Source organism: Ensifer sp. GW823-FHT05D09 (assembly GCF_058795755.1).
Genome location: NZ_JBXAIA010000003.1, coordinates 663,665 through 681,062 on the forward strand (window position 1 = coordinate 663,665; position 17,398 = coordinate 681,062).

A 17,398-nucleotide genomic window follows, 5' to 3' on the forward strand; every position below is an offset into this window, starting at 1 on the left:
GCGCTTTTTGCCCTGCCTGATGTCAGCGGCCGGATGTCGGCAGCGAGATTTTCAGTGGAACGTGGACTTGGAGAAGACGTTGAGCACGATGACGCCGCAGATGATGAGCCCGAGCCCGATCACGGCGGCAAGATCCAGCTTCTGGCCAAAAGCAAAGTATCCGACGAGTGAAATCAAGACGATGCCGAGACCGCTCCATACCGCGTAGGCGATACCAACAGGAATATAGCGCAGCGTGTAGGACAGGAAGAAGAAGGCGATGGCGTAACAGACGACCATCGTCACCGTCGGCACCAGCCGGGTAAAATGCTGTGCGGCCTGCATCGCCGAGGTGCCGAGCACCTCGAAGACGATCGCAACGACCAGGACGGCATAGAGCATGGCGGGGTTCATTTTGGTCTCCCTCCGACCTATCGCGTCGAAAGCGCTTTGAGATTGTCGGCCAGCGCGAGGCGTGCCGCGGCATCAAGGTCATGGCTCTGCATCAGGTCGGCGAGCCAGAGGCCATCTGCCGCAAACCGGGCGAGCACGCAGTGTGGCGAGGCGTCGGTTTCCGCGAACTCCTGAGAGCGGCGATTGACCCATTCGCGCCAGCGGACCTTCAGGTTCGGCTCGGCAATCATCGCGATCGTCAGCATCCGCCAGCCGGGCACGTCCGCATCGGGGTCGAGCGTCGAGCAGACATCGACATAGGCGCGGGTAAAACGCCCCTGCGCCGCCGGATCCGCGGCCATCGCCTTTTCGATCGCCGCATCGAAACGCGCGACGAGATCGTCGAACAATCCATCAAGCAGCGCCGATTTGTTGGGGAAATGATGCAGCAGCCCACCCTTGCTGACGCCGGCCGCATGCGACACCGCATCCAGCGTGATGCCTGCCACCCCCTGCTCATGCGACAGGCGCGCGGCGACCTCCAGCAATTGCTGGCGGACCTGTTCGGGTTGCTTCTTGCGGCGATGGGCGTCTGTCATGACGATATAAAGATACCGTCTGGACGGTTTGTCAAGATCGCCGCGACAATCCCGCGCCGAAACGCCGCAAAAACAAGAGGCGGAAAGCCGTTGTCCGTCAGGTCCTGGCGGGCTAGGACAAAGGCACGAAGGAAGCGGCGATGGCAGATCAGGAAACGACGACCCTCTATGACGCGATCGGCGGCGACCCAACGGTGCGTGCGCTGACCCATCGTTTCTACGAACTGATGGATACGCTTCCGGAAGCCGCACGTTGTCGCGCGGTTCATCCGCCTGACCTGTCGGGCAGCGAGGAAAAATTCTACGAGTATCTGACCGGCTGGCTCGGCGGGCCGCCGATCTATGTGGAAAAACGTGGCCATCCGATGCTGCGGCGCCGGCATTTCGTGGCCGAGATCGGGCCGCAGGAGCGGGACGAATGGCTGCTCTGCTTCACCCGCGCACTAGAAGATACGGTGGAGCACCCGAAGCTGCGGCAGATCATCCTCGATCCGATCACCCGCCTCGCCTTGCACATGCAGAACAAGGAATGACCTTACCATGCCGACACGTGGATTGCGCGCAACGACACTGTTTGTCGCCGGATTGATGGGGATTGCCGGAGTGGTCAGCGCCGCCGCCGCATCGCATGGACCCGACCCAAGGCTGCTTGCCGGGATCTCGGCCATGTGCCTCGCACACGCCCCTGCCCTTGTCGCGCTTTACGCGGCCTGGCCGAGCTTTCGCACCGCACCCGTCGCAGCCTTGCTGATCGCTTTTGGAACGGCGCTGTTTTCAGCCGACCTCGCCATGCGCCACATGACGGGACAGGGCCTGTTTCCGATGTCGGCGCCGCTCGGCGGTACGACGATCATGGCCGGCTGGCTTGCCGTTTCGCTCGGCGCCTTCCTTCCAAAGAAGGCGCCGTAACTCTTGAAAGCCATTCGCAGCGGCTGGGATCAGGCGCCTTCGACGACGGAAAAACCCTCGAACTTCGGGGGCCCTAGATACATCGACCGGTTGTCGCCTGCGTTCTTGTGGGCGGCCCGGAAATTCTCCGACTTCGTCCAGGCCGAGAAGGCATCCTTGTCCTTCCAGGTCGAATTCGACACGAAGAGCGTATACCCCTCCTCCGGCACGCTTTCGCCCCTCAGAAGATGAAACGAGAGGAAGCCCGGCATTTCGGCAAGGCTTGAATCGCGGCCCTTCCAGATGGCTTCGAAAGCCTCTTCCTGGCCGATGGCGATACGAAAACGGTTCATTGCGTAGAACATGGCCTGCCTCTTATGCGCTGTCTTTCTTGCGAGCCGGCTCGTTGGCGGCTCTCGGGAAGGCAACAATAGTGGCCTCCTGTGGCTCTGCAAGCCCAAAGGGATCCCGGCCCGGCCGGCGCGTTTCCCAGGACGGGAACTCGGTGACATTCGGGTTTTCTTCGAGCATGCGGGAGCGCCGCGTCGGCAATTCATAGAGTTCGGGCACGAGCCCATCGCCATTTTGCGCTGCCAACTTGTGCAGGCCGATCATCATGCACTTGTCCTGTCGGTCTTCAATCATGTCGAAAAATCTCCAGGCGCGCGGGCAGCCACTCGCCATCGCCGCGCGTCATGTTTTTGGGTGGTTCTAGTCGTTGCGGCTGTTGGTAAGGTCGTGCAGCGCCCGCTCGAGGCTCGACTTCGAGCCGTTGCGCAGCGGCACGAAGGCCTTGCCCCACTTCTTGCAACCGGTCTTCACGCGAAGACACGCATCGTGGCTGATGCAATCGATCGGGCAGAAGACACAGTCGACGGAAGGAAGGACGCGGTCGATGCGCGATACTGCCTCGCGCAGGCCGCCATCGTGATGCAGCAACTCCGCACCGAAAGAGCTGGCGATTTCGCGCAGATGGGCGACCTGGCAGTCGCGCCCGCCGACATAGAGGAAGCTGCGGCCTTCGAGTGTCGTCTTGGCGACCTCTTCGCGGGCCTCGACCCGTTCGGAACCGGAACGACCCTTGCCGCTCTTGGCCGCATTGTGGTGACGCTTGCCGCGCATGCAATCTTCTCCGCCTCATTGCTGCGTCAGCTACCCTCATGGCAACCGATCGCATCGGGATCGACACACACCGTTCGGTTGCGTCACGGCGGCAACTTATTAAACTTGATATTCAGAGTAAAGTATAAACATGAGTTTTGTAATCATATATTTCGAGAGGCCGCCGGGACATCTCGGCTGACCTCGCCCGGCGTCAATCGCTGGCTTCAGCCCGGATTGTAGGCGATCGGCAAACTGAAGGTCCAGCTGCTGCGACCGGCATCGGCCGGGATCGGTGGGAACGGTGCCGCACGGCGTACCGTATCGAGGGCCGCCTGGTCGAGAATCGGCGAGCCGGAACTTCCTGCCAAGCGAAGGCCGGACAGCCCGCCGTCCGCCGACACGACAAAGCTTACGGTTGCAGTGCCGGCTATGCCCTGGCGCCTGGCCTGGGAGGGATAGCGATGCTTCCTGTTGACCTTGGTGCGCACCTTGCCCTTGTAGTTGTCAAAGGAGGCATTGCCCTCGGCCGACGAAACCTTGCCTTGCCCGGATGCCGTGGCGGACTTGGCATTCTCCAGACCGTCGGCTTTGCCTTTGACCTGGCTCTGTGCCTGCTCGCCCTTGTCGCCCGACTTTTTGCGGGTGACCTTCTTCTTTTTGACCGGATCCTTCTTCGGTTCGGGTTTTTCAACCTTCTCCTTCTTCGGCTCCACGATCTCTGGCTTTTCCTCCGGCACGACGGTCTCGACCGGCGCTACGCTGGCCGTGACCACAGCTTCGGCGACCTGCAAGGTGGGAACCTGTTCCGCCGGAAGAATGACGTCGGCTTCCGTTGCCACCAGGTCATGCGGCTGCTCGGCGACGATCTCCGGCGTCGTCGACGTCAACTCTTCGACCGGCTCGATTTCCTCGGGCTTCAGCTCGTCGGGCGTGTCTTCGGTCGGCTCGACGATTTCGGATGGATCGCCGGCCTGCAGCGTTTCATCAAAGGCATCGCCGAGAAGGGCGACTTCGGTCGCCACGCCGCCCATCACGAAGGCCGGCTCGTCTTGCGGCGCCGACGAGGCGAGATACATCGCACCGCTGGCATGCGCTACGAGCGAGAAGGCGATCGCGCCGATCCATTTGATGGTATGCTTCATCTTAGCCTAACCTCCGCCGCGAACCGCGACGCAAACGCAGTACTCAATGTAAAAACCGGACATCAGCCCTTGAGTTCGACCGGCGACTTCGAGCCAGTCTTGAGTGCCTTCATGCAAGCGTCGCCCTGAACGCCCTCGCCGACGCAGGCAGGTGCGTCATTGATCAGCAGGCTCTTGACCGCCTCGCAATTGGTGCCGGGCAGATCGAACTGGCGAACCTTGGTCTTGCCGGCAGGCAGGTCGCGGAAATCGAGCACCGCCATGCGCTCGACCAGACCCTTCTGATCGAAAATCACGAATTCGAAGGAAACCTTGCTCAGGTCCTGCACGAAAGCGTTTCCGGCGACGAAAGTGAGCTTGCAGCCTTTCTGCGACGGCGCAACCTCGTTCAGCTCGATATTGAGCGCGCCGGCGAGTGCCGCCTCCTGTGCTGCAGCGCCACCTGCTGCAAGCGCAAATGCGAGGGCCACGGGAGCAATCATACGGGAAAGGTGCATCATTCTAATACCACTCGCGAACGGCGCTCCGGGCCACGGAGCGTTGAAGTCGTCGCCATCTGTCCACAAGCGTGAAGCATCTAACTTGAGTGTGGCGATCCGGTATTGCGTCCATAAAGAAATATGAGTAATGAAGTCAAGATAGTAAACGAATTGCGCGGCAGGAAATGCGGGAAAAACGCCGCGGCCCGCCATCTAGAGACGACCGAACCGTGACAGCTGATGACACTGATTATGCGCGACTTTCGCAACCTGCGGCATCCGCGCAGCGTGTCCAGCGGGTCGTCGAAAGCCGCGACCTGTTTCGCGGCGAAAACGAGATCCTCATTTCCCACGACGGCGCGATCTACCGCATGAAGATCACCCGCCAAGGCAAACTGATCCTGAACAAATAGGCGAATGACAATGACCGAGAGCCTCCGTCCCACCCCGTCCGAAATCCGCGCCTACCGCGCCGAGAACCCGAAAATGCGCGAGCGCGACATCGCGGCTCAGCTCGGCGTTTCGGAAGCAGCGCTCGTGGCCGCCGAATGTGGTTTGACCGCGGTGCGCATCGACGCGGATGCCAACCGTTTCCTTCTGCGCGCCGAGGAGCTCGGCGAGGTCATGGCGCTAACCCGCAACGAGAGCGCCGTTCACGAAAAGATCGGCGTCTTTGAAAAAATCACGACGGGCGAGATGGCGAGCATCGTTCTTGGCGAGCAGATCGACCTGCGCGTCTTCCCGAGCGCCTGGGCGCATGCCTTCGCCGTGACCAAGACCGACGACAGCGGCGAAGCGCGCAAGAGCCTGCAGTTCTTCGACAAGTGGGGCAATGCCGTGCACAAGCTGCACCTGCGCCCGGCGTCGAACGTCGCCGCCTACGACAAGATCGTCGAAGACTTCCGCCTCGACGACCAGGCGCAGACCTTTGTTGCCGACACCAGCACGCCGGCTGGCGACGACAAGCCGGAAAACGTCGTCGACGTTACCGAACTGCGTGACCGCTGGGCCAAGATGACTGACACGCATCAGTTCCATGGCCTCTTGCGCAAGCTGAAGATCGGCCGCCGCCAGGCCCTGCAGCACATCGGCGACGACTTCGCCTGGCGCCTCGACCCGTCGAGTGTCGAAACGATGATGCGCGCCAGCGCCGAGATCGAGTTGCCGATCATGTGCTTCGTCGGCAACCGCGGCATGATCCAGATCCATTCCGGCCCGATCGCCAAGATTGCCCCGATGGGCCCTTGGCTCAACGTCATGGATCCGACCTTCCACCTTCACCTGCGCACCGACCACATTGCCGAGCTTTGGGCCGTGCGCAAACCGACTGCCGATGGTCACGTCACCTCGATCGAGGCGTTGGACGCCAAGGGCGAGATGATCATCCAGTTCTTCGGCAAGCGTAAGGAAGGTTTTGCCGAGCGCCCCGAGTGGCGCGATATCGCCGAGGGCCTGGCGCGCCTCGACACCACCGTCGCAGCTTAAGGACAGCGTGATGATCAAGGGTCTCGACTTCCGCCGCCTTCGCCGCTGGGAGCTGGCTTTGGCCGCCTTCGCGGTTTCCGCTCCTTTCCTGCTGCCCGCCGTGGCGCCGGGGGCGCCGTCGTTCATCCGACCGGCGATGGCGGAAAGCATCGAGAAGCCGGACGTCTCGCGCGTCGTTTCGGTCGGCGGCGCGATCACCGAGATCATCTACGCACTTGGCGAGGAGGGTCGCCTCGTCGGCCGGGACTCGACCAGCACCTATCCGGAAGCTGCGACCAAGCTGCCCGACGTCGGCTACATGCGTCAGCTCGCCCCTGAAGGCATCATCGCGGTTAACCCGACCGCGATCGTCGCCGTCGAAGGCAGCGGCCCGCCGGAAGCGCTTGCCATCCTGAAGGAGGCCAATATCGCCTTTGCCAGCGTGCCGGAAACCTTCGACAAGGACAGCATCCCTGCAAAGATCCGCTCGGTCGGCACCTTCCTCAATGTGCCCGACAAGGCCGAAGCGCTCGCAAAGTCGGTGGAAACCGACCTTGCTGCGGCGATTGCCGATGGTGCCAAGCGCCCGGAAGGAGAGCGCAAGCGCGTTCTTTTCGTACTCAGCACCCAGGGCGGCAAGATCATGGCTTCGGGCACCGGCACGGCTGCCAACGGCATCATCGAGCTCTCGGGCGCGATCAATGCTGCCGGCCAGTTTCCGGGCTACAAGGCTCTGACCGACGAGGCGATCATCGAGGCCAAGCCCGACGTCATCCTGATGATGGATCGCGGCGGCGAGCACAGCGCCAAGGCGGCCGAACTTTTCGCCTTGCCGTCGCTGAGCCTGACGCCCGCCGCCAAGACACAGGCGCTGATCCGCATGGACGGCCTGCATCTGCTCGGCTTCGGCCCGCGCACGGCAAGCGCCATCCGCGACCTCAATGCTGCAATCTACGGGAAGAAGGCCAATGCCTCGCAGTGAGGCATTGGACCGCGGCATGCGCCTGACCGCCTTTGCTGCCGATATTCGGGCCGAATGGCGGTCCGGCAATCGTGCGCGACTGGCGCGGGTCGTTATCGTACTGCTCGTCCTCTTTGCAGCCGCCACCTTCATCAGCTCGATCATGACCGGCGCTGCCGATGCGTCGCTATCCAATGTCGTGCGCTGGCTCTTCGGCGCAAACGAGGCGGACCAGGTCCTGAGCGTTCGCGATCGCATCATCATTCTTGACATCCGGCTGCCGCGCGCCGTGCTCGGCATGCTCGTCGGTGCGTCGCTCGCCGTCTCCGGCGTGGTCATGCAAGGGCTGTTTCGCAACCCGCTGGCCGATCCCGGCCTCGTCGGCGTTTCCTCCGGCGCGAGCCTCGGCGCCGTCCTCCTGATCGTGCTCGGTTCGGCGGTGTTCGGCCCACTATTCGCGCTCTTTGGTTTTTACGCCCTGCCGATCGCTGCCTTCGTCGGCGGCCTCGTGACCACGCTCCTGCTCTACCGGATTGCCACGCGCGGCGGGCAGACATCGGTTGCGACGCTGCTTCTCGCCGGTATCGCGCTCGGCGCGCTCACCGGCGCCTTCACCGGCGTGCTGATCTTCATGGCCGATGACAAGCAACTGCGCGATGTCACCTTCTGGGGTCTCGGCTCGCTTGCCGGCGCCAATTGGACGAAGATCGCCGCGGCTGCCCCCATCATTCTCCTGTCGCTCACCGTCACGCCCTTCCTGGCACGCGGCCTCAACGCGATTACGCTCGGCGAAGCCGCCGCCTTCCATATGGGCATCCCGGTGCAGCGCATGAAGAACATCGCCATCGTCAGCGTTGCCGCGGCAACGGGCGCGTCGGTCGCCGTCAGCGGCGGCATCGGCTTTGTCGGCATCGTCGTGCCGCATCTCCTGCGGCTGGTCATCGGCCCGGATCACCGCTATCTCATCCCGGCATCGGCGCTGCTCGGCGGAACCTTGCTGATCCTGGCCGACATGATCGCCCGCACAATCGCGTCACCCGCCGAGCTGCCGATCGGCATCGTCACCGCCTTCATCGGTGCACCGTTCTTCCTGTGGATCCTGCTGCGCGGTCGCACGACCATGGGGCTGTGAGACGAGACCATGATCACCGTATCGAACCTTTCTGTCCGTTTGGGCGGTCGCCAAGTCATCCACGGCATTTCGCTTGAGGCCGCACCGGGGGCGTTGACCGCAATCGTCGGGCCGAACGGCTGCGGCAAGACGACGACGCTGAAGGCGATCTCCGGCGAATTGGCGCCGGAAAGCGGTTCGGTCAGCATCAACGGCCGCGATCTCAAGGGCCTGAAACCCTGGGAGCTGGCGCTGAAACGCGGCGTGCTGCCGCAATCGACCGTGATTTCGTTTCCCTTCACGGTCCGCGAAGTGGTGCGTTTGGGCCTGACCGCGGGTGCGAACGCCGATACCAAGGCCAATGACCGCATTGCAGCCGACGCGCTCGAATCTGTCGATCTCGGCGGCTTTGCTGGCCGCTTCTATCAGGAGCTTTCCGGCGGCGAGCAGCAGCGGGTGCAGCTGGCGCGCGTCCTTTGTCAGATTTCCAACCCGGTCGCCGATGGTGAGCCCCGTTACCTGCTGCTCGACGAGCCGGTTTCGAGCCTCGACATCCGCCATCAGCTGACCATCATGCAGCTGGCGCGCCGGTTTTGTGAACAGGGCGGCGGTGTCATCGCCGTCATGCATGACCTCAACCTGACGGCGATGTTCGCCGACCGGATGATCATGATGAAGTCCGGCGTGATCCGGGCAAGCGGTGCGCCAGGCGATGTGCTGACGGACGAGACGATGGAGGCGGTGTTCGGTTGCCGCATGCAGGTCAGCGCCATGCCGGCCGCCGGAGTGCCCTTCGTGTTGCCGCAGACGGCGACGCTCTGACCGCCCCTCTGCAAATCGCGCCAACTTCAAGATTTATCGAAACAATTTGCGCACTCGTGCGTTGTTCTCCGTGAAAGGCCGGCCGCGGTGATGAGCGCGCATGCCGGTTCGAGCAGATCACGCCGGTCGACCTTGGCCGGCGTTGCAGCGAAAAGGAGACCAATCATGGCTTCAGGCCTCTTCTCAGGTTCCAGTTCACGGTCGAGCAAGCGCAACGGTGCGCTTACGGACATTTCCATCGAAGATCAGCTCAGCGAACTGCGAAGCGATATGGCAGCGCTGGCGGCACTGCTTGCCGATCGCGGCGCCGATGCGTCGAAACAGGCGCGCAGCAAGGCGCACGATGCGCGCGAACAGGCCGAAGCCGGCCTTCAGGATCTGCTTGCAACCGGCGAGGAATTGCTGGGTGACCTGCGTAGCCGTTACGCCGGCACGGAAAAACAGCTGCGCAATGCGGTCCGCGAGCACCCCTTCGCAACGCTCGGCACAGCAGCGCTGATCGGCCTGGTCGCAGCCGCCCTCCTGCGGCGCTAGACGAGCGTGAGGCCACCACGCAACAGGGTGGGAACGCCGCAAGCGTCCCACCCGTTTTGACGTCTTTCAGGAGTAGAAGCGCATGGGTCCACTTGGGGCTGCCCTGTCCGCCTTGCTGGCCGCCGACATCGGCGCCACCGCATCCCGTTTCAAGCGCAACGCCGCGCTCTGCGCTGTCGTCGCCGTGCTGCTTGTCACCGCCTACGTCTTCGCACTGATCGCGGTCGCGCTCTATCTCAGCGCCACCTATTCGCCTGTCATCGCCGCCGCGTCGATTGCAGCAGCCCTCATTCTCACGGCTCTTATCGTGATCATCGTCATGATTGCCCTGGAGGGCCGGGATAGGCGCCTGGCAGAAGAACGCCGCCGGCGTTCGATGGTGAAGACCAATTTGACGATCCTGGCTGCGACAAGCATTCTGCGCAAGAATCCGCTCGTTGCTGTCGGCACCGCACTGGCCATCGGCGCCCTGCTCGGCACCGGCAAGAAACGCAGGGATTCCTAGAGCGGCACGCGGATCAGGGCGGTCACGCCGGCCGCCATGTATTCCACCTTCACCGAACTGCCGAGAACCTTGTCGAGGCTGCGCTCTATCAGTATGGAGCCGAAGCCTCGACGTTTCGGTTCGCGCACCGGCGGTCCGCCGACCTCAGTCCACGTCAGGTGCAACACCGCCTCGCCTTCCTCCACGACGTTGCGCGCCGTCAGCACCACCTTGCCATTCGGCACCGACAGCGAGCCGTACTTCACCGCGTTGGTCGCCAATTCGTGCAGCACAAGCCCGAGGCCGACCGCCTGATCCGGCCCAAGCAGCACCTCATCCTTGTGCAGTTCGATCTGATCCGCATAGACGCTGACATGCGGCATCAATTGCTTGGAGATCAGGTCCGCAAGCCGGATCGTGCCCCACTCGTGATCCGATAACAGCCCGTGCGCCTCGGAGATCGCCTGAAGCCGACCGGCAAAGGCGGTCATGAATTCGGCCGGGTCGCTGGTCTGGCGCAGCGTCTGGCGGGCGAGAGACTGCAGCATCGCCAGGGTATTCTTGACCCGGTGATTGAGTTCCTTGAGCAAAAGCCGCGTCCGCTGGACCGACGCCTGCTGGTCGGTGACATCAATCGTGACGCCGATGAAGGTCAGCGGGTTTCCCTTGGCGTCCCGATCATGCACCCGCCCACGGCCAAGCAGCCACCGGCCTGTGTCGCCGATCCGGAACATGCCGTCATATTCCTCATCCGCCTTCATCGCCTGACGAAGCTTGGCGAAGGTGGCTCCGCGGTCGTCAGGATGGATGGCACCGAACACTTCTCTTGCGCCGAACGAACGATCAGTCGGCAATCCGAACATGCGCATCAAGGCGCTGTTGCCGGCGATCACGCCGGAGCGGACATCCCAGAGCCAGCTGCCAATGTTGGCCGCCTCCAGCGCCATGGCGTGACGCTGTTCCTCGCGCGAAAGTGCTGCCTCCTTGATGGCACGACGACGCGCTTCATCCTTGAGCTTGAACAGGGCAGCGGCAAGGCCGGCAAGCCGGCGCAACTGTTCCATCAGACGCGGCGCAACCTCGCTGCGCACGGCAACGTCGAGCACGCAGACCGTGCCGACCGGCTGGCCATCGAGGATGATCGGCGCACCGGCGTAAAAGCGCAGGAACGGCGCACCGGCGACAAGCGGTCGGCTGCGGAACCGCAGATCGGCTGAAGCGTCGAGAACGACGAGGCCGGCGCCTCCGGAATCCGCGGCCGCGTGTACGCAGAACGAATCTTCCGATGACGCCCGCGGCTCCGACGTGCCGACAGCGGATTTGAACCATTGCCACTCGCGGTCAAGCAGGCTGACGAGCGCGATCGGCGCATCGAAGAGGCGGGCGGCGATTTCGGTAATGCCGTCGAAATCCGTATCGGGGACGGCCATATCCGGCACTGTCGCGTGCAGCACACGCAGACGTTCGGGCGCGTCGAGCAGCGATGTCTCCGGTGAGGCGGTGTTTTCTTCTCGTTTTTCGCGCATCCGGCCTCAACTCCAAACTGCCGCCTCGGCCACGGCGCCAATTGCCATCGACGCACGGCGCTCCTATGCGGAGGCATTCAGGCCGCCAGTGAAAGCAGGGCTGCTCTCGATTTGCAACGCTCTGGCGGCCAAAAAAGCTTTCGAATCAGGAAACGAATGCCCGAGAGGTGATGGGAGCGGACGTTTCGTCCGGACCGTAGTCGTTTTCGCCCTGAACCTGGAGGATATCCTGAAGGCGCTGGCGGGCGCGATTGACCCGGCTCTTGATGGTGCCGAGCGCGCAACCGCAGATCGTCGCCGCCTCCTCGTAGGAGAAACCCGACGCTCCGACGAGAATGATCGCCTCGCGCTGATCCGGGGGCAGTGTTTCCAGTGCCCGACGGAAATCCTGCAGGTCCAGCGAACCATACTGTTCCGGATGGTGGGCGAGCGACTCGGTGAAATGGCCGTCGCTGTCCTGGACTTCTCGTCCGCGCTTGCGCATCTGGCTATAGAGTTCGTTGCGCAGGATGGTGAACAGCCAGGCCTTCATGTTCGTGCCCATCTGGAAATGGTCCTGCTTGGCCCAGGCCTTCATGATCGTGTCCTGGACAAGATCATCCGCCCGGTCATGGCGACCGATGAGGGACATGGCAAAAGCGCGAAGGCTCGGCAGGGCGGCGAGCATCTCTCGCTTGAAATCATTCTTTTCCGACGACATTCCGGCGCTCACTCCCTACCCTGCAGAACCGACTGCTGCTCGGCCGCATCGAGTTTCTCCAGAAGATCTAGAAAACGCGAGGGTATCGCTTCTTCCTGAACGGACTGATAGAGCGCCTTCAGCTTGGCTGCGATCTGTGCGTTTGGGTCTTCGGTCCATGAGGTCGTACCGGAAGTGCGCCCCGCCCCTGTTTTATACTTCATTGTCAATCTGTCGCCTTGTGGTGTTCATTACCGCCTTAACGCGTCTGAAAAATGAAATGTTCCCTCTCGGAACTTTTTTTTGCGTGGAACGTTTTCGGACGTCACCGCAATTAATATCTCGAGGGAGTTCCCCATGACATTGTCCACACGGATCGCGCCGCTGCTGCCTTATCTGCGCCGCTACTCGCGCGCATTGACCGGCTCGCAGACATCCGGCGACGCCTATGTGGCCGCCGTGCTCGAAGCCCTGATTGCCGACACCTCCATTTTCCCGGAGGCCAGCAACGACCGGGTCTCGCTGTTCCGTCTCTATACGTCGCTCTTCGGTTCCTCGTCAGTGCTGGTTCCCGAACCGATTTCGCCCTTTGCGTGGGAGCAACGCGCATCGGTCAACCTGGCGAACGTGTCGCCGCTTGCTCGCCAGGCGTTCCTTCTCGTATCGGTCGAAGGTTTCCGCCCCGAAGAAGCCAGCGAAATCCTTGACGTCAGCGACGACAAGATCGGCGCGCTTCTCGACCGCGCCTCGCAGGAAATCTCGCGTCAGGTCGCGACCGATATCATGATCATCGAGGACGAGCCGCTGATCGCCATCGATATCGAGAACATGGTCGAGAGCCTCGGCCACCGCGTCACCGGCATTGCCCGCACCCGCGACGAGGCGATCGCGCTTTACAAGAAGACCCGGCCGAGCATGGTGCTTGCCGATATCCAGCTTGCCGACGGCAGCTCGGGCATCGACGCGGTCAACGACATCCTCAAGACCAGCGCGATTCCGGTGATCTTCATCACCGCCTTCCCCGAGCGCCTGTTGACCGGCGAACGCCCGGAACCGACCTTCCTGGTCACCAAGCCGTTCAACCCCGATATGGTCAAGGCTCTGATCAGCCAGGCGCTGTTCTTCAACGAGTCGACCAAGGCCGCAGCCTAACCATCGGCGCAACGCTTTATCGCCGGCGGCTTCGGTCGCCGGCTTTTGTTTGTCTGCGTGCTGCCTGTTCAAGCGGCCCACCTGGCGATCCACTGGGCGATCCGAGGGCTTAAAACAAAACAGCCAGTGCCGAGGGAAGGCACTGGCTGACATTGTTCAACTCACACGGGGAGTGTGAGTTGTAAACCGGCGGATTACCTCCGGCGCCACATTGGGGGCGATGCGCGCCACCGTCCGGTCTGCAGATAAAATGCGTGACGCAAGCAAAGGTTCCCTGCGTTTCGCGTATGCCGATCATTTTTATTGAAGCGCGTCGAGTTCGTCCCGATGGCGGTAGAGCGCAAGGAAGCGGCGGTAGTCGCGATCGTAGATGTCGCGCATCTGAGCGTTCGGCAATCGCTCCTGCCCGCCCGATGCCATGGCAACGCCGGATGCCGCGAGATCGGCGTGAACCTGACCGGCGACGGCCGCCGCCATCGCCGTGCCGAGAAGCACGGCGTCAGGTGCATCCGGTGCCACGACCCGGCACCCCGTGACGTCGCAGTAAAGCTCCATCAGAAGGGCGTTGCGAACATGGCCGCCGGTGACGTGAAGCGTATCGAGCTCATAGCCGACCTCACGCATCGTTTCCAGGATATGGCGGATGCCGAGCGCGATCGCGACACAGGTGCGCCAGTAAAGCCGGCAAAGCGCATCGAACGACGAATCGAACGGCAGGCCGCTGATGACACCGAGGCCGTGCGGATCGGCAAGCGGCGAGCGGTTGCCGTGAAAATCGGGCAGGACGTGCAGCCGCTCGGCAAATTGCGCTCCGTGCAGGGCGCGCAGTTCCTGGACGCGCGCAATGATGCGGCCATGGGTCTCGGTCGTCGGCTCCAGTCCGCCGCCATGGATGCGCACGATGTGATCGAGCAGCGCGCCGGTTGCCGATTGCCCACCCTCGATCAGCCAGGCTCCGGGCAGCACGGCCTCGAAATAGGGTCCCCACATGCCGAAGCCGGGCTTCATATCCTTGGAGAAGGCGACGATGCAGCTCGATGTTCCGGCGATCAGCGCCAGCTGCCGCTCGAGTTTTTCCGGCTCTCCGACAAAACCGCCGAGAACGCCGAGCGCGCCGGCATAGGCATCGATCAATCCCGGCGCTACCTGGCAGCCGGTATCCAGGCCAAGGTCTGCTGCAGCTTCCGCCGACAGGCCACCGACCGAGCTTCCGACCGGCAGCGTTTCCTCCGGCAATCCGCCTCGCGTCAGCAGGTCCTCAAGGCCGATGCGTTCGAGATAGTCCGCCTGCCAGCCGCGTTTCTCATGGGCGAGATAGTTCCATTTCGCCGTCAATGTGCAGCGTGAGCGTGCCGCACTGCCCGTCGCCCGCCAGGAGAGATAATCGGCAAGATCGAAGAAGTAACCCGCCTTCTCCCATTGGGCCGGCAAGTTTCGCTTGAGCCACATCAGCTTCGGCATTTCCATCTCCGGCGACATGACGCGGCCGGAGAAATCGAGAACCGGATGTCCGGTTGCGGTGCAGAAATCGGCTTCCTCAAGCGCCCGATGATCGAGCCAGACGATCGTGTCCCAGCGGCCCTCGCCTTTCCGGTTGACGGAAAGCGGCGCCCCGTCCCGGTCGCGAACGACGAGCGAGCACGTCGCGTCGAAACCGATGGCAGCGATATCCTCTGCCGCGATGCCGGCCTTGTCTCGGGCAGCCCTCACCGAGCCGCAGACGGCTCTCCAGATATCGTCCGAATCATGTTCGGCATGATTTTCCTCCGGCCGGTTCATGGCGATCGGCAGGTCGGCACGTGCCAGCAGCCTGCCGGCCCGGTCGAAGATACCCGCGCGGGCACTGCCGGTACCGACATCGACCGCAACGACGAATTCACGCATCAATGGAGGTCCCCGTCCCTGTTACTGGCGGACAAACTGTAGCAATTCGCCCATGTCGTCAAACAGCACGTCCGGGCTGAGCTCGGCCAGCGTCTGCCTATGCCGGTCGTTGCGCGCATGCCCGCCACCGGCGAAAGCGAAAGCCCGCATGCCGGCGGCATGCGCCGCCTCGATACCGGCCGGACTGTCCTCGACGACGATACAGTCCTCGGGCGCATAGCCCATCTCCCGGCTCGCCAGCAGAAACAGGTCGGGCGCAGGCTTGCCATGTTTGACCATCGTCGCAGAGAAGATGTTCGGCTCGAAAAGATCGATCAGACCGGTGACGGTCAGCGATAGCCGGATGCGTTCCGGCTGGCTGGACGAGGCGACGCAACAGGCAACGCCAAGCTCTTCGACCGCACGGCGGATGCCGGCGATCGGCTGCAGCTCCAAGCGGAACCGCTGGTAGAGCCGCGTGCGCATGTCATCGAGAAAGGCGTCGTCGGTCGCCAGGCCGTACTCGTCGTGGAGGATGGCGGACATGCTCTTGAGGCTGCGGCCGAGAAACCGTTCGGTCGCCTCCTCCGTCGTCATCGATACGCCAGCGGACGAGAGCACATCGACCAGGACTTCGAGCGAGATCGGTTCGCTGTCGACCAGCACGCCATCGCAATCGAAGATCACCAGCCTGGACGCGCCGTCCGCCATGATACCCTACTCCCCAAGCTTGCCGTCCAGATAAAGCTGGAGCGTAGCGCGCGTACCCTTTTCCCAAAGGGTTTTCAATGCTTGGTGGAAGCGCTTGCGGAAAAGATCGGCTCGCGCGACTTCGCCGAAGATGTCCGACAATGCCAGAAAAGCCATCGGATCCTCTTTGGCGGCCAGCGCCGCCGCCTGAAGCCGATCGGCGTTCTGGTCGTTGAAGACGATCGCCTTGCCGCTGTCGGTGGTGCCGGCGAAGTAGCGGCACCAGAGTGCCGAGACAAGCGCCAGACCGACGACGTCTTCGCCGCGTGCCAACCGGTCGGACGCCGAGGGCAGGATGAATTTCGGTTGCCGGTTGGAGCCATCCTGCGCCAGCCGCGGGATCGTGTCGCCGATCTTCGGATTGGAAAAGCGGGTCTCGATCAGCTTGTAGTAATCGCCGAGATCAGTGTTCGGCACCGGCGGAATGACGGGAATGATCTCGTCGCGCTCAAGTTTGGCGAGGAAGGCACGGATCAGCGGCTCCTCCATCGCCTCGTGCACAAAATGAATGTCGAGCAAGGCGGCCGGGTAAGCGATCGCCGCGTGGCCGCCATTGAGGATGCGGATCTTCATGTGCTCGTAAGGCGCGACATCAGGCACGAATTGTACCCCGACCTTTTCGAGTGCCGGACGCCCCTGCGGAAAATGATCTTCCAGCACCCATTGCTTGAACTCTTCGCAGAACACCGGCCAGGCGTCCTCGATCTCGTACTCGGTCGCCACGATGCCGATTTCGCGTGCGCCGGTGGCCGGCGTGATGCGATCCACCATGCCGTTCGGAAAGGCGACATTGGCATCGATCCAGTCTGCGAAATCAGGGTCGAAGAGCCGCGCGAGGCCCGAGACCGCCGCATGCGTTACTTCGCCATTGCCCGGAATGTTGTCGCAGGACATGACGGTGAACGGCGGGATATGCCTGTCCCGGCGGGCCTTCAGGCCGGCGACGACAAGGCCGAAGACCGTCTTCGGAGAAGCCGGTTTCTGCGCATCTTCGACAATATCAGGATGGGTCGGGTTGAAGACGCCGGAGGCTGGGTCGATGAAGTAGCCGCCTTCGGTGATCGTCAGCGAAACGATGCGGATCGCCGGATCGGCAAGCGTGGCGACGATGCCCGCGACATCCCCGGGCTTCAGATAATCGATCATCGCGCCGGTCACATGGGCACCGGTGCGGTTGTTGTCCTGCTCGACCACCGTTGTCAGGAAATCCTGCGCCGCAAGCTTTGCCCGCATCTGTTCGTCGGACGGCAAGACACCGGCCCCGACGATCGCCCAGTCATGGTCGTGTCCGGCGTTGAAGAGATCGTCGAGATAGACGGCCTGATGGGCGCGGTGAAAGTTGCCGACACCGAAATGCACGATGCCGGCTTTGAGATCGGCACGATCGTAGCTCGGCACACCGGCCTTGGCCTTGACCGCATCGAGCGCGGCAAGAGAAAGTTTGGTCGTCATGATCCCGTTCCTTTTG

General features: G+C 62.7%; 23 protein-coding genes. 10 read left to right on the forward strand and 13 right to left on the reverse strand.

What is annotated here, in order from left to right; all coding sequences use genetic code 11:
• Nucleotides 1–51: 51 nt before the first annotated feature.
• Together AC1Q80_RS13520 and AC1Q80_RS13525 are read right to left on the reverse strand one after the other, a co-directional pair.
• Nucleotides 52–393, reverse strand: a complete 342-nt coding sequence (locus AC1Q80_RS13520) for a DMT family transporter (protein WP_173423944.1) — start codon at nt 391–393, stop codon at nt 52–54.
• Between the two features lie 17 nt (nt 394–410).
• Nucleotides 411–971: a TetR/AcrR family transcriptional regulator gene (locus AC1Q80_RS13525; RefSeq protein ID WP_492360724.1), complete on the reverse strand. Its 561-nt coding sequence runs from the start codon at nt 969–971 to the stop codon at nt 411–413.
• A gap of 140 nt (nt 972–1,111) precedes the next feature.
• On the opposite strand from AC1Q80_RS13525, the gene AC1Q80_RS13530 reads away from it, so the two are divergent.
• Both AC1Q80_RS13530 and AC1Q80_RS13535 read left to right on the forward strand, forming a co-directional pair.
• Nucleotides 1,112–1,504, forward strand: coding sequence for a globin domain-containing protein (locus tag AC1Q80_RS13530; protein ID WP_492360725.1), 393 nt, complete (start codon nt 1,112–1,114; stop codon nt 1,502–1,504).
• A 7-nt stretch (nt 1,505–1,511) separates the two neighbouring features.
• Nucleotides 1,512–1,880, forward strand: a complete 369-nt coding sequence (locus AC1Q80_RS13535) for a DUF423 domain-containing protein (protein ID WP_492360726.1) — start codon at nt 1,512–1,514, stop codon at nt 1,878–1,880.
• A gap of 29 nt (nt 1,881–1,909) precedes the next feature.
• Here AC1Q80_RS13535 and hmuQ read toward each other — a convergent pair whose 3' ends face one another.
• The 5 genes from hmuQ to AC1Q80_RS13560 all read right to left on the reverse strand — a co-directional run bounded on the left by hmuQ (nt 1,910) and on the right by AC1Q80_RS13560 (nt 4,602).
• Nucleotides 1,910–2,224 (reverse strand): heme-degrading protein HmuQ, encoded by a 315-nt coding sequence (hmuQ, locus tag AC1Q80_RS13540; RefSeq protein WP_209791045.1) that lies wholly within the window; start codon nt 2,222–2,224, stop codon nt 1,910–1,912.
• A 10-nt stretch (nt 2,225–2,234) separates the two neighbouring features.
• The gene (locus tag AC1Q80_RS13545; protein WP_492360727.1) at nt 2,235–2,504 is read right to left on the reverse strand and encodes a hypothetical protein; all 270 of its coding nucleotides are present in this window, start codon (nt 2,502–2,504) and stop codon (nt 2,235–2,237) included.
• Between the two features lie 66 nt (nt 2,505–2,570).
• Nucleotides 2,571–2,981: a DUF2325 domain-containing protein gene (locus AC1Q80_RS13550; RefSeq protein ID WP_492360728.1), complete on the reverse strand. Its 411-nt coding sequence runs from the start codon at nt 2,979–2,981 to the stop codon at nt 2,571–2,573.
• 206 nt (nt 2,982–3,187) lie between these two features.
• Nucleotides 3,188–4,105 (reverse strand): energy transducer TonB family protein, encoded by a 918-nt coding sequence (locus AC1Q80_RS13555; protein ID WP_209791046.1) that lies wholly within the window; start codon nt 4,103–4,105, stop codon nt 3,188–3,190.
• Nucleotides 4,106–4,167: 62 nt separating this feature from the next.
• Complete coding sequence (locus AC1Q80_RS13560; protein ID WP_492360801.1) at nt 4,168–4,602, reverse strand: hypothetical protein; 435 nt, start codon at nt 4,600–4,602, stop codon at nt 4,168–4,170.
• Between the two features lie 167 nt (nt 4,603–4,769).
• Here AC1Q80_RS13560 and hemP point away from each other — a divergent pair, with 167 nt between their 5' ends.
• The 7 genes from hemP to AC1Q80_RS13595 all read left to right on the forward strand — a co-directional run bounded on the left by hemP (nt 4,770) and on the right by AC1Q80_RS13595 (nt 9,981).
• Nucleotides 4,770–4,997: a hemin uptake protein HemP gene (gene hemP / locus AC1Q80_RS13565; RefSeq protein WP_210264675.1), complete on the forward strand. Its 228-nt coding sequence runs from the start codon at nt 4,770–4,772 to the stop codon at nt 4,995–4,997.
• 10 nt (nt 4,998–5,007) lie between these two features.
• Nucleotides 5,008–6,069, forward strand: a complete 1,062-nt coding sequence (locus tag AC1Q80_RS13570; RefSeq protein ID WP_173423935.1) for a hemin-degrading factor — start codon at nt 5,008–5,010, stop codon at nt 6,067–6,069.
• Nucleotides 6,070–6,079: 10 nt separating this feature from the next.
• Complete coding sequence (locus AC1Q80_RS13575; RefSeq protein WP_492360729.1) at nt 6,080–7,030, forward strand: heme/hemin ABC transporter substrate-binding protein; 951 nt, start codon at nt 6,080–6,082, stop codon at nt 7,028–7,030.
• Nucleotides 7,017–8,141: a FecCD family ABC transporter permease gene (locus tag AC1Q80_RS13580; protein WP_492360730.1), complete on the forward strand. Its 1,125-nt coding sequence runs from the start codon at nt 7,017–7,019 to the stop codon at nt 8,139–8,141. Before AC1Q80_RS13575 ends, AC1Q80_RS13580 begins: the two co-directional genes overlap by 14 nt.
• A gap of 9 nt (nt 8,142–8,150) precedes the next feature.
• Nucleotides 8,151–8,942, forward strand: coding sequence for a heme ABC transporter ATP-binding protein (locus AC1Q80_RS13585; RefSeq protein WP_492360731.1), 792 nt, complete (start codon nt 8,151–8,153; stop codon nt 8,940–8,942).
• Between the two features lie 165 nt (nt 8,943–9,107).
• Complete coding sequence (locus AC1Q80_RS13590) at nt 9,108–9,476, forward strand: ElaB/YgaM/YqjD family protein (protein ID WP_492360732.1); 369 nt, start codon at nt 9,108–9,110, stop codon at nt 9,474–9,476.
• An 82-nt stretch (nt 9,477–9,558) separates the two neighbouring features.
• Nucleotides 9,559–9,981 carry a hypothetical protein gene (locus tag AC1Q80_RS13595; protein ID WP_209791053.1) on the forward strand — a complete coding sequence of 141 codons (423 nt, stop codon included), beginning with the start codon at nt 9,559–9,561 and terminating at the stop codon, nt 9,979–9,981.
• On the opposite strand, the gene AC1Q80_RS13600 is transcribed toward AC1Q80_RS13595, so the two are convergent.
• The 3 genes from AC1Q80_RS13600 to AC1Q80_RS13610 all read right to left on the reverse strand — a co-directional run bounded on the left by AC1Q80_RS13600 (nt 9,978) and on the right by AC1Q80_RS13610 (nt 12,389).
• Nucleotides 9,978–11,486, reverse strand: coding sequence for a sensor histidine kinase (locus AC1Q80_RS13600; RefSeq protein ID WP_492360733.1), 1,509 nt, complete (start codon nt 11,484–11,486; stop codon nt 9,978–9,980). The two genes, AC1Q80_RS13595 and AC1Q80_RS13600, sit on opposite strands and share 4 nt — an antisense overlap.
• A 145-nt stretch (nt 11,487–11,631) precedes the next feature.
• Entirely contained in the window at nt 11,632–12,186 is a 555-nt protein-coding gene (locus AC1Q80_RS13605; protein WP_077503295.1) for an RNA polymerase sigma factor, read from the reverse strand.
• 8 nt (nt 12,187–12,194) lie between these two features.
• Nucleotides 12,195–12,389, reverse strand: coding sequence for a NepR family anti-sigma factor (locus AC1Q80_RS13610; RefSeq protein ID WP_077503294.1), 195 nt, complete (start codon nt 12,387–12,389; stop codon nt 12,195–12,197).
• Between the two features lie 133 nt (nt 12,390–12,522).
• Here AC1Q80_RS13610 and AC1Q80_RS13615 point away from each other — a divergent pair, with 133 nt between their 5' ends.
• Nucleotides 12,523–13,317: a response regulator gene (locus AC1Q80_RS13615; protein WP_173423928.1), complete on the forward strand. Its 795-nt coding sequence runs from the start codon at nt 12,523–12,525 to the stop codon at nt 13,315–13,317.
• 300 nt (nt 13,318–13,617) lie between these two features.
• On the opposite strand, the gene AC1Q80_RS13620 is transcribed toward AC1Q80_RS13615, so the two are convergent.
• From AC1Q80_RS13620 to AC1Q80_RS13630, 3 genes are read right to left on the reverse strand one after another with little or no spacing between them, the layout of a single operon-like run.
• Nucleotides 13,618–15,201, reverse strand: coding sequence for an FGGY-family carbohydrate kinase (locus tag AC1Q80_RS13620; protein WP_492360734.1), 1,584 nt, complete (start codon nt 15,199–15,201; stop codon nt 13,618–13,620).
• 21 nt (nt 15,202–15,222) lie between these two features.
• On the reverse strand, nt 15,223–15,891 hold the full coding sequence (locus AC1Q80_RS13625; protein ID WP_209791057.1) for an HAD family hydrolase: 669 nt from the start codon (nt 15,889–15,891) through the stop codon (nt 15,223–15,225).
• 6 nt (nt 15,892–15,897) lie between these two features.
• Entirely contained in the window at nt 15,898–17,382 is a 1,485-nt protein-coding gene (locus tag AC1Q80_RS13630) for a mannitol dehydrogenase family protein (protein WP_209791058.1), read from the reverse strand.
• Nucleotides 17,383–17,398 lie beyond the last annotated feature (16 nt).

Excerpts from the sequence above, each read along its gene's own strand:
- AC1Q80_RS13520 (WP_173423944.1), bottom strand. The coding sequence starts at position 393 with ATGAACCCCGCCATGCTCTATGCCGTCCTGGTCGTTGCGATCGTCTTC.
- AC1Q80_RS13525 (WP_492360724.1), bottom strand. The coding sequence starts at position 971 with ATGACAGACGCCCATCGCCGCAAGAAGCAACCCGAACAGGTCCGCCAG.
- AC1Q80_RS13530 (WP_492360725.1), top strand. The coding sequence starts at position 1,112 with ATGGCAGATCAGGAAACGACGACCCTCTATGACGCGATCGGCGGCGAC.
- AC1Q80_RS13535 (WP_492360726.1), top strand. The coding sequence starts at position 1,512 with ATGCCGACACGTGGATTGCGCGCAACGACACTGTTTGTCGCCGGATTG.
- hmuQ (WP_209791045.1), bottom strand. The coding sequence starts at position 2,224 with ATGTTCTACGCAATGAACCGTTTTCGTATCGCCATCGGCCAGGAAGAG.
- AC1Q80_RS13545 (WP_492360727.1), bottom strand. The coding sequence starts at position 2,504 with ATGATTGAAGACCGACAGGACAAGTGCATGATGATCGGCCTGCACAAG.
- AC1Q80_RS13550 (WP_492360728.1), bottom strand. The coding sequence starts at position 2,981 with ATGCGCGGCAAGCGTCACCACAATGCGGCCAAGAGCGGCAAGGGTCGT.
- AC1Q80_RS13555 (WP_209791046.1), bottom strand. The coding sequence starts at position 4,105 with ATGAAGCATACCATCAAATGGATCGGCGCGATCGCCTTCTCGCTCGTA.
- AC1Q80_RS13560 (WP_492360801.1), bottom strand. The coding sequence starts at position 4,602 with ATGCACCTTTCCCGTATGATTGCTCCCGTGGCCCTCGCATTTGCGCTT.
- hemP (WP_210264675.1), top strand. The coding sequence starts at position 4,770 with ATGCGGGAAAAACGCCGCGGCCCGCCATCTAGAGACGACCGAACCGTG.
- AC1Q80_RS13570 (WP_173423935.1), top strand. The coding sequence starts at position 5,008 with ATGACCGAGAGCCTCCGTCCCACCCCGTCCGAAATCCGCGCCTACCGC.
- AC1Q80_RS13575 (WP_492360729.1), top strand. The coding sequence starts at position 6,080 with ATGATCAAGGGTCTCGACTTCCGCCGCCTTCGCCGCTGGGAGCTGGCT.
- AC1Q80_RS13580 (WP_492360730.1), top strand. The coding sequence starts at position 7,017 with ATGCCTCGCAGTGAGGCATTGGACCGCGGCATGCGCCTGACCGCCTTT.
- AC1Q80_RS13585 (WP_492360731.1), top strand. The coding sequence starts at position 8,151 with ATGATCACCGTATCGAACCTTTCTGTCCGTTTGGGCGGTCGCCAAGTC.
- AC1Q80_RS13590 (WP_492360732.1), top strand. The coding sequence starts at position 9,108 with ATGGCTTCAGGCCTCTTCTCAGGTTCCAGTTCACGGTCGAGCAAGCGC.
- AC1Q80_RS13595 (WP_209791053.1), top strand. The coding sequence starts at position 9,559 with ATGGGTCCACTTGGGGCTGCCCTGTCCGCCTTGCTGGCCGCCGACATC.
- AC1Q80_RS13600 (WP_492360733.1), bottom strand. The coding sequence starts at position 11,486 with ATGCGCGAAAAACGAGAAGAAAACACCGCCTCACCGGAGACATCGCTG.
- AC1Q80_RS13605 (WP_077503295.1), bottom strand. The coding sequence starts at position 12,186 with ATGTCGTCGGAAAAGAATGATTTCAAGCGAGAGATGCTCGCCGCCCTG.
- AC1Q80_RS13610 (WP_077503294.1), bottom strand. The coding sequence starts at position 12,389 with ATGAAGTATAAAACAGGGGCGGGGCGCACTTCCGGTACGACCTCATGG.
- AC1Q80_RS13615 (WP_173423928.1), top strand. The coding sequence starts at position 12,523 with ATGACATTGTCCACACGGATCGCGCCGCTGCTGCCTTATCTGCGCCGC.
- AC1Q80_RS13620 (WP_492360734.1), bottom strand. The coding sequence starts at position 15,201 with ATGCGTGAATTCGTCGTTGCGGTCGATGTCGGTACCGGCAGTGCCCGC.
- AC1Q80_RS13625 (WP_209791057.1), bottom strand. The coding sequence starts at position 15,891 with ATGGCGGACGGCGCGTCCAGGCTGGTGATCTTCGATTGCGATGGCGTG.
- AC1Q80_RS13630 (WP_209791058.1), bottom strand. The coding sequence starts at position 17,382 with ATGACGACCAAACTTTCTCTTGCCGCGCTCGATGCGGTCAAGGCCAAG.